Here is a 14,960-nt window from a genome sequence, read left to right as displayed (position 1 = left end):
TTAGTTTAGACCTTTAAATTCAGCCTTACCACGGTAAGCCGCTTTGGTTAATTCTTCAATACGAAGCAATTGGTTATATTTTGCTACACGGTCAGAACGACAAAGTGAACCCGTCTTGATTTGACCAGCTGCAGTACCCACTGCCAAGTCAGCAATTGTTGAATCTTCAGTTTCACCAGAACGGTGAGAAATTACTGTCGAGTAACCATTTGCTTTTGCAAGATAGATTGCATCTAAAGTTTCAGTCAACGTACCGATTTGGTTGTATTTGATCAAAATAGAGTTACCTACTTTCTCATCAATACCACGTTGTAAAATCTTAGGGTTTGTAACGAATAAATCATCACCAACCAATTGGATCTTATCACCAAGGATTGATGTTAAGTAGCTCCAACCTTCCCAGTCAGATTCATCTAAACCATCTTCAATTGAGATAATTGGATACTGGTTTACAAGACCTGCAAGATAATCCGCAAACTGATTGCTTGTAAATGCACGATTGCCTTCGCCTTCTAAAACGTATTGACCGTTTTTGTAGAATTCTGAAGATGCACAGTCCAATGCAAGCATCATGTCTGAACCAGCTTTGTAACCTGTTTGTTCAATTGCTTGAAGGATTACAGTAATCGCTTCTTCATTAGAACGTAAGTTAGGCGCAAAACCACCTTCATCACCAACTGCTGTATTTAAACCTTGTTTCTTTAAAACTGATTTTAAAGAATGGAATACTTCAGCACCAGCACGTAACGCTTCAGAGAATGAAGTGAAGCCAACAGGCTCAATCATAAACTCTTGAATATCAACAGTGTTGTCCGCATGTTCGCCACCGTTGAGGATGTTCATCATCGGTACAGGCATGGTTAAAATTGTTTGACCACGAAGATCCGCGATGTATTGGAAAAGAGGAAGTTTCTTTTCTTCAGCAGCAGCACGTGCAGCGGCCAATGAAACAGCCAAAGTTGCGTTAGCACCTAATTTTTCTTTGTTTTCAGTACCATCAAGCGCGATCATTGTGTTATCAATGTCTTTTTGCTCAAAAACTGACTTACCCAACAAAGCATCACGAATCAATGTGTTAACGTTGTTAACTGCTGTACGTACACCTTTACCTAAGTAACGTGATTTATCACCGTCACGAAGTTCTAAAGCTTCACGAGAACCAGTTGAAGCACCAGATGGTGCACATGCACGACCAACAACCCCAGATTCTAAAATTACGTCTGCTTCGATGGTTGGGTTACCACGAGAGTCCAAAATTTCGCGTGCACGAATATCAACGATTTGGCTCATGAACAATTCCTCTGTTGAATGAATATTAAATTAAACCTTGATTTACATTGAGAACCCCCTTGTTAGAGGAACTCAAAGGGGAAAAACCGGCTTAATGTGTATCTAACTTTTTGAATCCTTTAACCAAAGTATCCAATTCTTTTAATTGCGCCAAGAATGGCTCAAGTTGTGATAAACGCAAAGCACATGGGCCATCACATTTCGCTTTTTCAGGATCAGGATGTGCTTCTAAAAACAAACCAGCTAAACCTGTTGCCATACCTGCACGTGCTAAAGTCGTAATTTGAGCACGGCGACCACCTGCAGAATCAGCTCGACCACCAGGTGTCTGCAATGCATGTGTTACATCGAAGAATACTGGAACATTCATTTCTTTCATGATGTCAAAGCCAAGCATATCTACAACTAAATTGTTATAACCAAATGCCGAACCACGCTCACAAAGAATGAGTTTGTCATTTCCAGCTTCTAAGCACTTATGCAAAATATGACGCATTTCATGAGGTGCAAGGAACTGTGCTTTCTTGATATTGATAATGGCTTGAGTTTTTGCCATTGCTTCAACAAGATCAGTCTGACGACTTAAAAATGCGGGTAGCTGAATAATATCTGCAACTTCAGCGACAGGTGCTGCCTGATATGGCTCGTGAACATCTGTGATAATCGGAACATTAAATTGTTTTTTAATGTCAGCAAGCCACTCAATGCCTTTTTCTAAACCAGGTCCACGAAAAGAGTTCAAGCTCGAACGATTTGCTTTATCAAAACTCGCTTTGAACACATATGGAATATCTAGGCGTTTGCAAATATCAATATAAGTTTCAGCAATTTCAAATGCTAAATCTTTGGACTCAAGTACGTTCATTCCGCCAAATAATACAAATGGCAAATGATTTGCCATTTGTATATCGCCTAAACGTACAACTTCTTGTGCTTTTAATTGTGACATTTAAACTTTCCCAGTTTATTTAAGCCTACATTACTTACTATTTTGATGCTGTTTTTTCGCAGCATCGATAAAGCTAGCAAATAATGGATGTCCATCACGTGGTGAACTTGTAAATTCTGGATGGAATTGTACAGCAATAAACCAAGGATGTTCAGGAATTTCTACAGTTTCAACCAAATGTTGCGCTGAAGAGTAACCAGAAATCTTCATGCCTGCTTCTTCAATCGCATCAATGAAACGGTTATTCATTTCATAGCGATGGCGATGGCGCTCAGTAATTTCTGCTTTACCATATACTTCACGAGTCTTAGTGCCTTCAACCAATTCAGATTTTTGTGCACCTAGACGCATCGTGCCGCCTAAATCAGATTCAAGACTACGTTGCTGTAATTCGCCACGCTCATCTAACCATTCAGTAATTAAACCGATGAGAGGATACTTAGTTGAACGATTGAACTCTGTTGAACTTGCCTCTGGCATAGCAGCAACATGACGAGCGAACTCGATAACTGCCAACTGCATTCCTAAACAAATACCCAAGAAAGGAATATTGTTCTCGCGCGCATATTGAATCGCTTTCATTTTGCCTTCAGTACCACGCTCACCAAAGCCGCCTGGGACCAGAATCGCATCAGCAGCATTTAAAACACTGATGTCTTGCTGCTCAAGATCTTCAGCATTGACATAATCAATCTGAACTTTAACGCGATTTTGAATACCTGCATGTAAAAGTGCTTCGTTTACAGATTTATATGCATCTGGTAACTCAACATACTTACCGACCATTGCAACACGAACTGTGTATTCAGGATTGAGTAATGCTTCAACTACATTATCCCAATCTTCTAGATTTGCTTCAGGAAGATCATTAAAGCCAAAACGCTCGCAGATCAAATCATCCACGTTTTGCTCATAGAAAGTACGTGGAATTTGGTAAATTGTTTTTGCATCTTTACATACAACAACTGCACGTGCCTCTACATTCGTAAACAATGCAATTTTACGCTTTGTATCAACATCAACATCATATTCAGTACGACAGATCAAGATATCTGGTTGAATACCGATTGAAAGAAGTTCTTTAACCGAGTGCTGAGTTGGCTTAGTTTTAAGCTCAGCAGCAGATTTAATATATGGCAACAAGGTCAAATGCATAAGCATGGTACGCTTATGACCAAGCTCAACCATTAACTGACGTACTGATTCCATAAATGGAAGTGATTCGATATCACCTACAGTACCGCCAATTTCTACAATGGCAACATCATAACCTTCGCCAGCACGCAATACACGTTCTTTGATGTTGTCTGTGATATGTGGAATAACTTGAACCGTACCACCTAAATAATCACCACGACGCTCTTTATTCAAAACATCCTGATAAACACGACCACTTGTAAAGTTATTCAACTTGGTCATTTTTGCACGACGTAGGAAACGTTCGTAATATCCCAAATCTAAGTCAGTTTCAGCACCATCCTCTGTGACAAAAACCTCACCATGCTGAAATGGGCTCATGGTGCCTGGATCGACATTGATATATGGATCCATTTTTACCATAGTGACTTTCAAGCCACGAGCTTCCAAAAGTGCAGCAACAGAAGCAGCAGAAATACCTTTACCTAGTGATGAAACCACACCACCAGTGACAAAAATAAAATGGGTCATTGAGTTTCTCGTACAATCGAGCCGAAATCGGCCTACAATGTTGGGCAATTTTACTGTACTCTGCCCCTATAAAGCAAAGTCAAACCGCATCAATTCAAAGAACTATAAACAACTGACTATTCTATCAGCATTTTCGATAAAAATTTACGGGATTTGTGGAGATTTAATACATAAATTGCTTTGGTTATTCCTAAATTTGGTTTCTGTCTTCAAAAATTATGCATATACGTGGTTCGAACCCACCAACTAATAAGCTTATCAGTGCAAGCATTTATAAAATATCAACAAACTCAGCTAGTATCAGTGATATTTTCAGATAATTTTGCTGTTATAATCGCAACGTCTTTATTTAATATGTTGTTTTAGCAATGGCAAATAAAAAACTTTTAATTTGTGCAGCAATCGCCACAGGTCTTTTATTGACAGCTTGTGTGAAAAAAGAAGAACCTAAAAATGAAGAGCAACAGTCTGAGCAATCGACTGAAACACAAATCACTGAACAGCAACCTGAGTCAGTAGAAACCAATCAACAGTTTGAAACACTAGAAAGTGTGGACACTGAAGAAGCTCCTGCACCTTCAGTTGAGACGATGCGAGAGGAAACAGAGAATACAACGACCGAAATTCGTCGTGAAACTCGTCCAGCTCAACCTCAAAACAATAGCACACCGACTGAAACCTCACGTACTGAATCAGCTAGACCTGCTCAAACTGAACCAAGTGCCCCTAGAACTGAGCAGCCTAAAGCGCCAAAACCTAGCGGTCCTAGCCAGTCTGAAGAAGATGCTGTTGCTGCTGCAATTGCTGCTGCGACCCCAGCTCTTAACAACTAATATGTTGTATAGCGTTAAAACCAAATGTTATGCGCCGCTTTAATTGCGGCGCATATTTTTTGTGGAGCTGATTATGAATAGTTTTTGAAAAAATCAGCCATTAAACGTGAAGCCCAAGATTTAACACTTAGACTTTCATAAAAGCCACAGTGACTTCCCTTCTTCGTCGTAATAACAACAATATTTTCCATTTGTTTAATTGTATCTTTATACGGCTCCAAATTTTTAATGGAACATACAGGATCATCTTCAGCATTCAAAATCATCAATGGAATTTTGATATTCTGAAATACATAAATCGGATTAATGGCCTTGCAATAACTCTGATAATCCTGATACCCAGCCATTTCAAAATATGCTTTCTCAAACTCTTCTAGACTTGTTGTCGCCAAAACTTTCTCTAGTGATGGAACTCGACTCCAAATATTCTTATATGGCTCAATAAAGTGTTTGAATAATTTTTTTGTCATTACCTTACTATAAAAAGGATGGACATTTTTAAATCCTATTTCAGTGTCATAGCCTGGGCACATCGCAAAAGCAGCTTTAAAAGGCGTATTTTCTGCTTGCTCGCCAAGATGACGTACTAACAAGCCAGTACCAGCAGAAGAACCAACCGCATACAAATCTGACTTTGGAAATAGTTTTTGGATATGATCCAACTGCTCTTTAAGATCACTGGTTGAACCAAACAAAGAAATCTGTGGAACTGGCATTGGTAAACCTGCATGACCTCGACGCAGACACAACGCGATTCGCCAACCCGTATATTCGTGTAAATCCTTAACCAATTCACGCATACTCTCAGGCGTACCTGTAATCGTATGCATCATCACAACTGTTGGCGTGTCTTTAGGAAGATTAAAACCATACCATGCAATTGCAGTAATACCGCCATCATGCATAGTGAGTTGATCAATTCGATCATATTCAAGCTTGACTGTTTTCTTTCTAATCACGTCAAAATATAAAAGGTGAACATGTGTATTGCTCAACCAAGGTGTTGGGCGATATTTTCGTTTTAATTGAGGTAATTTTTCTAAAACATCTTTAATTTTCCCTTGCGGGTGATAGTACATTTTTGGAAGTTCTGCACCTAATGCAAAATCAAATAATTCCGAACCTAGAACTTTAAGTTTATTTAGAGTGGATATGCCCATAATTTCATTCCTCCCTCTATGTTAGGGGTTAAACGATTGCCGCACTATATCTGCGACTTGTTTCCCCCAAATTGCATAAATTTCACGACTTGGATGAAAACCATCTGCTGCCATTGATATGTTTAATGCCTGAAAAACCTCGATGTCATATGAAATAAATCTAAATTGTTGTTGTGAAGCTAACCATTGTTGTAAGGTGTTATTCATCTGTTCTGCGTATCTTCCAAACAACCATGCTAAAGGTTGAGGTAATGCTGGAAAATGCTGCATCGGTGGTACTCCTGATACAATAACCAATTTTGGCCGAAAACGGTTTTGTATTTGAGTAAATAATTGTTTTTGTTGTTTTATCCATGTACCTAGAGATGTCAATTTGGTGATATCATTAACACCTATTGACGTTACAATTACATCATAATCACACTCATCTATCTCAACTATTGCTTCACATACTTGCTGGGTTGTAAGCCCCGTTCTAGCATGCAACCTCCATTTCAATGTATAGTCATTTTTGAGCTCAGAAAGAATCGCACCTGATAATGCTTCTTCCTGCCTCTCTACGCCAACACCAGCTGCCGCTGAATCACCCAATATAAGTAAAGACAGTGGTTTTCCCTCGCCCACAAGCCCATCTCTATCACCCTGTGGTTCAGGTAATAATGGCGTTCGTTTACGTACGATCATGCCTTGACTAATCAAAACAGGTAATAAAACAATAGTTGATAAGTTTAGCCACATTTTAATAGTCTCAATATTACTTAGGCTATTTTATTTTGATGAATTTGATTGATACTTAGCAAATCGTGCACCCATCTGTTCAGCCAATGCAGCTAAACCACTCATTGGTCGAATCATTACTTCAAAGTCAATGATTTTACCTTGTTCGTTAAAACGAATCATATCAATACCCTTAAGCGATTTCCCACTTACATCGGCACTAAATTCCAACACTACATTTGCACCATCTTCAGTATAAAATTCACGGTGATAAGTAAAGTTTTCAAAAACCTGTATCACATTGGTCAAAATAAAGAAAACCACTTGTTTCCCCTCATAAGGCTTATAAGCAACAGGAGAACGAAACACGACATCTTCAGCCAATAAATCATTTAAATTTGCGAGGTCACCAGTGTTAATCATCTGATGCCATTTTTCTAAAGCTCGCTTGGTTGTATCAATTGTCATTGTTTTTTCCTTATCATTAGACTCATAAAATTAGAGACATTCCTAACAAAAAAGAATGTCTCATTGTTTCATTTATAGCACTGCCGCGAGTTCAGCACCTTGGCGAATTGCACGTTTGGCATCCAACTCACCTGCTTCTTTTGCCCCACCAATCAAATGCACATTTTTACCATCAGCTTTGAGTTGATCGTACATCGCTGTATACGATTCCTGACCAGCACAAATCACGACATTATCGACTTCAAGTACGATTTGATGATCATTCACAGTTATATGCAAACCTTGATCATCCACTTTGTCATAGCTTGCCCCTGCTACCATTTTGACGTCACGATGTTTTAGACCTGTTCTATGAATCCAACCTGTGGTTTTACCCAATCCTGAACCAACAGCAGCTGTTTTACGCTGCAATAGATAAATCTCACGTTCAGATTTCTCTAATTCAGGTTGCTTTAAACCACCAACATTTTCATATGAGGTATCAATTCCCCACTCTGCATAGAATTTTTCTGGATTTAAGCTTCCACTTTCACCTTCATGACTTAAATATTCAGCCGTATCAAATCCAATACCGCCTGCGCCAATGATTGCTACACGCTTACCCACAGGTACACGCTCTTTCAATACTTGCAAATAACTTAAGACTTTTGGATGGTTGATCCCTTCAAACTGTAGTTGACGAGGCGTGACACCCGTAGCCACGACGATCTCATCATAATCAGCTTGACTCAATTCCTCATAGGTCACGGTGTGATTGAGGACTAGTTCGATATTTGGCTGCAACTCGATTTGGCGTTTAAAATAACGCAAGGTTTCATAAAACTCTTCTTTCCCAGGAATGGTTTTGGCAATATTAAATTGTCCACCAATTTGATCACCTGAATCAAAAACCTTAACTTTATGGCCACGACTCGCAGCATAAACTGCAAAACTCAATCCAGCTGGTCCAGCACCAATTACTGCGATATTTTTTTCAACATTCGCTTCTTTAAATATAAGCTCTGTTTCATAGCATGCACGTGGATTAACCAGACAAGTAGCCACTGTCATAGAAAAAATATGATCTAAACACGCTTGGTTACACCCAATACAAGTATTAATCTCATCACTACGACCCTGACTCGCTTTAAGAACAAACTCTGCATCTGCCAACATCGGACGTGCCATAGAAATCATATCTGCATGACCAGAAGCCAATACGTATTCTGCCATTTCAGGCGTATTAATCCGATTCGATGTAATTAATGGAATAGAAACAGAACCTTTTAATTTTTCTGTGACCCATGTAAATGCTGCGCGTGGCACTTTAGTTGCGATCGTTGGAATACGAGCTTCATGCCAGCCTATGCCTGTATTAATAATTGTTGCACCAGCTTGTTCTATTGCTTTCGCAAGCTGTATCACTTCTTCTAGACTTGAACCGCCCTCAACTAAATCCAACATTGAAAGACGATAAATGATAATAAAGTTTTCCCCGACCAAATCTCGCGTACGCTTCACAATCTCAATTGGAAAACGAATACGATTTTCGTAGCTACCACCCCATTCATCATCACGATGATTGGTACGTGCTGCAATGAACTCATTGATCAAATAACCTTCTGAGCCCATAATTTCAACACCATCGTACCCAGCATATTGGGCCAGTTTTGCACAATTAGCAAAATCATCAATAGTCTGCTGGACTTCAGCAGAACTTAACGCTTTTGGCTTAACTGGATTGATAGGCGCTTGAATTGCTGATGGCGCAACATTATTTGCTTGATACGAATAACGACCCGTATGAAGAATCTGCATTGCAATCTTACCACCAGCATCATGCACTGCTTGAGTAACAACTTTATGCTTTTCTGCCTCTTCGATACTATCCAATTTAGTGCCATGTGCAAAAACAACACCATCATCATTAGGAGAAACACCTCCAGTAACGATTAAACCAACGTCACCTCTAGCACGCTCTGCATAAAAAGCCGCCATGCGCTCGTAACCTTGCGGTGCTTCTTCTAAACCAATGTGCATAGACCCCATAAGCACACGGTTTTTTAAAGTGGTAAAACCTAAATCTAATGGCTCTAATAAATGTGGATAAGCCGACATGTGTTCTCCTCTGGCGAGCAATTTGCTAGCTAATGCAACTTGTTGCATAGATTTATAAACAAGATTTGATTTTTATGCAACATATTGCATAATTCTGATGAGTCATTTTTATATTGGATCAACATGTCACTCGCCCACGTTTTATTGACGAGCCTACTAGAAAAGCCAAGTACAGGTTTCGAGCTAGCTCGTCGTTTTGATCGCTCAATGGGCTTCTTTTGGAATGCGACGCATCAGCAAATCTATAGAGAACTCAATGGTATGCTGAAAAAAGGATGGATATCTACAATAGAAGAACAAGCTGCAAATAGTAGGAAAAAAACCTATCAAATCGAACAGTCTGGACGGATACAACTTGCCTCGTGGATAGAAGAGCAAAGTGAACCAGCCCAGCTTCGTGATGACCTTATGGTCAGATTAAGAGCCGAAGCTCAACTCGGTGGTAATAAAATTTTGCCAGAATTGGAACGACATTTAATATTACATAAGGAAAAATTAAGCCTTTATCAAGCAATTCATGATAAAGATTTTAAAAACAATGAACCTACTAATCGTGTTCTGTTTATTCATAAAATGATCCTAGAACTCGGTATCATTAAAGAAAATGAATGGATAAAATGGTTAGAACAAATGATTCCTCAACTGAAAAAGTTTGAAGAACAAAACGAAATTGGAGAAAAATAATGCCGTTTTATACCATGCCTGATCAAGAAAAATTATTTGTTCGACGTGTAGGTGAAGGTGAACCCGTACTCGTCTTATCGGGACTCGGTATGCAAAGTTGGCAGTGGCTTCCTTTTTTATTTGCTAGTCGTAAACAATATGAATTTATTATCCCTGATTGGCGTGGTTTTGGCGGCTCTAAGGATTGTGCAATTCCTCACTTAGATGCCATTTCAAGTCATTGGAATGATATTGATACGCTGATTAAACTATTAAAATTGGATCAATTCATTTTGATGGGCTATTCAATGGGTGCAACAACTGCAATGCACGGAATGAAACATGGCCAATTATCGCAAAAACTTAAAGCCTATCTTCATATTGATCAAACGCCTAAAATTTCTGTAGATGAATCTTGGCAATACGGTTTATTTGGAGAAAAACAACCTCAATTTAAAAAGCTTCTCAAGCAAATTCAGACGCTATTATTAGACTATAGACACGCCTTAAAACTCGAAGATTTGCCTAATGATATTCGATTTAAACTAGTGAGTTTATGGGGGGCATTTATTGAGCTCCAAAGTAACAACAAATACAGCCCAAAGGTGTTTAAGCTCGCGCTACACCGTCCTTTTTTACAAAAGTATTTACTACCTATACAGCGTCTAGACTATTTACTTTGGTATGTTGAAAACTATTTAAATCACAACGAAGATTACAGAGATGCGATTAGCCAAATAGACTGCCCAACTACTTTTTTTATAGGTCGCGAATCGACTCTCTATCCTGAAACAGGACAAACTTTAATTGCTGAAAGTCTAATGAATGCAAATACTGTATATTTTGAACGTTCAGGACATACACCTTTGATTACAGAACCAAGAAAATTCACTCAAGAGATAGGTCTATTTCTTTCAGCACATTCAAGTCATGCGGCATAATGAATGATAAATAAAATTACTAGCCAATCTCTTTGAATTGGCTAGTAATATTTCAACATCACTTTTTTGATCTCATTTGTTCTGCAACATCTAATAAAGCTTGTTCAGTTTTATCCCAACCTAAACAACCATCAGTCACCGATTGTCCATATGTCATATCGCAAGAAATCTTTTGATTCCCATCAACCAAGTGACTTTCAATCATCACACCACGAACTTTGGACTCAGCACGTTCTGCAATGATTTGCTTTAAAACATTCGGTTGTTGTAATGGATCCTTACCACTATTTCCATGACTACAATCAATCACCAATGCTGGTAAATGCTTATGCTTAAAATGCATTGCTTGAATTGATGCTAAGTCATAATTTGTGCCTTGGTTAGAACCGCGTAAAATTAAATGCGGTAATGGATTACCATTGCTATGAAGAATTGCAGGTAATCCCTGTTGTGTCATTCCTAAAAATTGATGACCATTTAAAGCAGATTGAATTGCATCTAAAGCAATCTGAATCGAACCATCCGTACCATTTTTGAAGCCAATGCTATATGGCATATGACTCGCAATTTCACGGTGGATTTGTGATTCGCTGGTACGTGCGCCAATTGCGCCCCAGGCCAATAAATCATCGAAGTAACCTGTAGCCATTGGGCTTAATATTTCGCTTGCAATAGGTAATCCTTTTTCAATGAGCTGTAAATAAAGCTCACGAGATTTTTCTAAACCTAATTGTAAATCTGATGATCCATCTAAATTTGGGTCATATAAGAAACCTTTCCAACCTACTGTTGTGCGAGGCTTCTCAATATATGCTCGCATCACGAGAAATATCTGATCTTTCACTTGTTCTTGTAGTTGTTGTAAGCGATCAGCGTACTCTAATACAGCAATAGGATCATGAATCGAACAAGGCCCTGTAATTACCATTAAACGAGGATCATGACCTGATAAAATATTTTGAATCGTTTGACGATGTTTTGAAATCTGCTGCGCTAAAGTAGCGGACAAGGGATACTGCGCTTTGAGCTGTGTAGGTAAGCTGAGCATTGATTCTTTTGTATGCGTTTGTGGTTGTGTCAAAGCAGTATTTAAAGCATTCATTTTCATTTCCTTTGGACTGCTAAACAGTCCGAATATTTATTTGAGCAAGTGTGATCTAAGCGACGTTGATTTCTTCGCAAAGTAAAACCAAGAAGTCTTGCTAAAATATGAAACGTTAAATGTATACATGATGATTCTCCTAAGGTAATGATTGTTAAAGCATAAAAAAACCTGATCGGTGTTGCCGATCAGGTATTAACTGGTTGGGCAACCCTTTTTGCTGCCCGAAACGCATCAGGCAACTATCAATAGTGCCAAAAGTAAAAGTATGCGTTTGTGTTCAAAGTATGCTTTAACATATTTATTTCAAATATCAAAAAATATCTCTTAAATCTAAATTACGCACTATTTCACCATTTGACAAGTGTTTTTAGCAAATATTTTGTAGTTTCTAGCGTACAAGACCATCTGGTTGCAAGATAATAAGTGATGCTCCACATAAAACCACAACTACCCCCAAGAGATCCCAACGGGTCAGCATGACTTGATCGACATAGCGCAACCACATTAACGCTGTAAATATATAAATACCGCCATAGGCTGCATAAATACGACCAGATGCTACTGGATGCAGTGTCAGTAACCAGACAAAAAGAGCTAGACTCAATGCTGTAGGTATCCACAACCAATGAGATTTGCCCTGATTCAAAATTAAATACGGGAAATAGCAACCTAAAATTTCAGCAATTGCTGTAATGAAAAATAACCCAAATACCTTAAGTACTTGGGTTATTGAGTAAGAGACTTCAAACATTAAGCAGGTTCAGCACTCGGGTTGATATGATCTTCAAATACTTCCAACTTCAAGCCAACCTCTTTGCCATCTTCCATTTTCACAGAAACCGCAACGTTGCCACCATGCTCGGCTAGCTCACCAAACAGAATCATTTCAGCAAGCGGTTTTTTCAAGTGTTCCTGAATCAAACGTTGCATAGGACGAGCACCCATGAGACGGTCATAACCATTGGTTGACAACCAGTCACGTGCACTTTGATCTACCTCTAAGACGACCTGTTTTTCATCTAACTGGGCTTGCAACTCAGTTAAGAATTTATCTACAACTGATTCGATAACAGTGGTTGGAAGAGATTTGAACTGAATCACACCATCCAAACGATTACGGAATTCAGGCGAGAATGCACGTTTCATTGCATCCTGATTGTCAGCACTATGATCTTGCTCAGTAAAGCCAATACTTGCACGAGAAATACTTTCTGCACCGATATTGGTTGTAAGCACAATAATCACATTTCTAAAATCAGATTTACGTCCATTATTGTCCGTCAATGCACCATGATCCATCACTTGTAATAACAAGTTGAAGACATCAGGATGTGCTTTTTCAATCTCATCAAGTAACAATACACAATGTGGATTCTTATGGATCGCGTCAGTGAGCAAGCCACCTTGATCATAACCAACATAACCTGGAGGCGCACCAATCAAACGAGAAACTGCATGACGCTCCATGTATTCAGACATATCAAAACGCACAAACTCGACACCTAACAATTTAGCCAACTGTTTGGTCACTTCAGTCTTACCGACACCTGTAGGACCTGCAAACACAAAACTGCCTACAGGTTTGTCTGGCGCTTTTAAACCTGCACGGGATAGCTTAATCGCTGATGCTAGTGCTGTAATTGCTTCATCTTGACCAAATACAACACGCTTTAAATCACGCTCTAAGTTTTCAAGTACAGTCTTATCATCTTTAGATACAGTTTTCGGTGGAATACGTGCAATTTTTGACACAATATCTTCAATGTTTTCAACAGAAATCATTGAACCATCCACTTCTGCTTTTAAGCGACGTTGAGCACCCGCTTCATCAATCACATCAATTGCCTTATCTGGCAAAAAGCGATCATTAATGAATTTAGCAGAAAGCTCTACCGCTGCAACAAGCGCCTTATCTTCATACTCAACATGATGGAAGTCTTCAAATTTTCCTTTTAAACCGCGCAAAATTTCAATCGTTTCATTAATGCTTGGTTCATTTACATCAACCTTTTGAAAACGACGTGATAAAGCATGATCTTTTTCGAATACCTGACGATACTCTTGGAATGTGGTTGATCCAATACAACGTAAACTACCATTTGCCAAAGCTGGTTTAATTAAATTCGATGCATCCATGGTACTGCCCATACTAGAGCCTGCACCAATAATCATATGAATTTCATCAATGAACAAAATGGCATTTGGATTTTTTTTCAAGGCATTCAACAGTTGTTTTAAACGCTTTTCAAAATCACCACGATATTTAGTACCAGCAACTAACGCACCAATATCCAAACTATACACTTCAGCATTTGCAAGTGGTTTCGGCGCCTTACCATTGACAATTAACCAAGCTAGACCTTCGGCAATCGATGTTTTACCAACACCAGGATCACCGACTAAAAGCGGATTATTCTTACGGCGACGACATAGGATTTGTGCCGCACGCTCAATCTCTTTCTCGCGTCCAATTAAAGGATCTGTTTTACCTTTTTGAGCTTCGACATTTAAGTTAAGCGTATATTGCTCCAATGGCCCAGCACTCGCTGAAGCACCATTTTCACCTTCAATGTCTTCTACTTCTTCTTCGACCTGAATCTCATCTTTACGTGTACCATGAGACAAGTATTGAGTTAGCGTCAAACGGTTAATTTGATGACGTTTAAGCAAATAAACAGCAAAAGAATCTCTTTCTGAATACATTGCTACGAGAACATCTGCACCTTCGACTGTTCGATCTCCACCACTCGATTGAACATGGAAGATCGCACGTTGTAAAATTCGATCAAAACTCTCTGTTGGATGAGGCGCTTGTTCACTATTGTCACCAAGCTTTGGGGTATGTTGCTCTACATATTCCTCTAGTTCTTTACGTAGCGTAACGATATCAGCACCACATGCTTTTAGAGCATTCACGGCTGAATCGTTATCAAGTAATGCAAGCAACAAATGTTCTACTGTCAGAAACTCATGTCTCTTTTGACGAGCCATGCTAACAGCCAAACGTAGCGATACTTCTAATTGACGACTGAGCATGTAACCCCCTTATATTTTGGGCCTATCAAAAAA

At 39.0% G+C, this 14,960-nt stretch carries 13 protein-coding genes; 3 read left to right on the top strand and 10 right to left on the bottom strand.

All coding sequences use genetic code 11. The features are described 5' to 3' along the window. The 3 genes from eno to DS737_RS08010 form a co-directional block, all read right to left on the bottom strand. Window positions 1–1,290 (bottom strand): phosphopyruvate hydratase, encoded by a 1,290-nt coding sequence (eno, locus tag DS737_RS08020; protein WP_004639224.1) that lies wholly within the window; start codon window positions 1,288–1,290, stop codon window positions 1–3. A gap of 91 nt (window positions 1,291–1,381) precedes the next feature. Next, a complete protein-coding gene (gene kdsA, locus DS737_RS08015) occupies window positions 1,382–2,239 on the bottom strand; it encodes a 3-deoxy-8-phosphooctulonate synthase (RefSeq protein WP_004639225.1) in 858 nt (285 codons plus the stop codon). 30 nt (window positions 2,240–2,269) lie between these two features. Then, entirely contained in the window at window positions 2,270–3,907 is a 1,638-nt protein-coding gene (locus tag DS737_RS08010) for a CTP synthase (protein WP_004639226.1), read from the bottom strand. A gap of 368 nt (window positions 3,908–4,275) precedes the next feature. Here DS737_RS08010 and DS737_RS08005 point away from each other — a divergent pair, with 368 nt between their 5' ends. After that, the gene (locus DS737_RS08005; protein ID WP_004639227.1) at window positions 4,276–4,740 is read left to right on the top strand and encodes a hypothetical protein; all 465 of its coding nucleotides are present in this window, start codon (window positions 4,276–4,278) and stop codon (window positions 4,738–4,740) included. A 71-nt stretch (window positions 4,741–4,811) separates the two neighbouring features. On the opposite strand, the gene DS737_RS08000 is transcribed toward DS737_RS08005, so the two are convergent. The 4 genes from DS737_RS08000 to DS737_RS07985 form a co-directional block, all read right to left on the bottom strand. Continuing rightward, window positions 4,812–5,900, bottom strand: coding sequence for a YheT family hydrolase (locus tag DS737_RS08000; RefSeq protein ID WP_005090439.1), 1,089 nt, complete (start codon window positions 5,898–5,900; stop codon window positions 4,812–4,814). Window positions 5,901–5,921: 21 nt separating this feature from the next. Then, window positions 5,922–6,638 (bottom strand): SGNH/GDSL hydrolase family protein, encoded by a 717-nt coding sequence (locus DS737_RS07995; RefSeq protein WP_113997250.1) that lies wholly within the window; start codon window positions 6,636–6,638, stop codon window positions 5,922–5,924. 30 nt (window positions 6,639–6,668) lie between these two features. Next, window positions 6,669–7,085, bottom strand: coding sequence for a nuclear transport factor 2 family protein (locus DS737_RS07990; protein WP_113997249.1), 417 nt, complete (start codon window positions 7,083–7,085; stop codon window positions 6,669–6,671). Window positions 7,086–7,157: 72 nt separating this feature from the next. Then, window positions 7,158–9,182 (bottom strand): NADPH-dependent 2,4-dienoyl-CoA reductase, encoded by a 2,025-nt coding sequence (locus DS737_RS07985; RefSeq protein ID WP_005090438.1) that lies wholly within the window; start codon window positions 9,180–9,182, stop codon window positions 7,158–7,160. Window positions 9,183–9,305: 123 nt separating this feature from the next. On the opposite strand from DS737_RS07985, the gene DS737_RS07980 reads away from it, so the two are divergent. Together DS737_RS07980 and DS737_RS07975 are read left to right on the top strand one after the other, a co-directional pair. Beyond that, a complete protein-coding gene (locus DS737_RS07980; RefSeq protein ID WP_004639232.1) occupies window positions 9,306–9,866 on the top strand; it encodes a PadR family transcriptional regulator in 561 nt (186 codons plus the stop codon). Then, the gene (locus tag DS737_RS07975; RefSeq protein WP_004639233.1) at window positions 9,866–10,786 is read left to right on the top strand and encodes an alpha/beta fold hydrolase; all 921 of its coding nucleotides are present in this window, start codon (window positions 9,866–9,868) and stop codon (window positions 10,784–10,786) included. Before DS737_RS07980 ends, DS737_RS07975 begins: the two co-directional genes overlap by 1 nt. A gap of 58 nt (window positions 10,787–10,844) precedes the next feature. Here the strand turns inward: DS737_RS07975 and DS737_RS07970 are convergent, their stop codons facing one another. The 3 genes from DS737_RS07970 to clpA all read right to left on the bottom strand — a co-directional run bounded on the left by DS737_RS07970 (window position 10,845) and on the right by clpA (window position 14,927). Next, entirely contained in the window at window positions 10,845–11,888 is a 1,044-nt protein-coding gene (locus tag DS737_RS07970) for a 3-deoxy-7-phosphoheptulonate synthase (protein WP_005080559.1), read from the bottom strand. A gap of 391 nt (window positions 11,889–12,279) precedes the next feature. After that, complete coding sequence (locus DS737_RS07965; RefSeq protein WP_005080557.1) at window positions 12,280–12,642, bottom strand: YnfA family protein; 363 nt, start codon at window positions 12,640–12,642, stop codon at window positions 12,280–12,282. Then, window positions 12,642–14,927: an ATP-dependent Clp protease ATP-binding subunit ClpA gene (gene clpA / locus DS737_RS07960; protein ID WP_004639236.1), complete on the bottom strand. Its 2,286-nt coding sequence runs from the start codon at window positions 14,925–14,927 to the stop codon at window positions 12,642–12,644. The genes DS737_RS07965 and clpA overlap by 1 nt, the downstream gene beginning before the upstream one ends. Window positions 14,928–14,960 lie beyond the last annotated feature (33 nt).

It is taken from the genome of Acinetobacter haemolyticus, assembly GCF_003323815.1.
In the GTDB taxonomy this organism is placed as follows: Bacteria; Pseudomonadota; Gammaproteobacteria; order Pseudomonadales; family Moraxellaceae; genus Acinetobacter; species Acinetobacter haemolyticus.
Note: the sequence above shows the minus strand (reverse complement) of the source record. Positions and strands in the feature narration are given on the sequence as shown.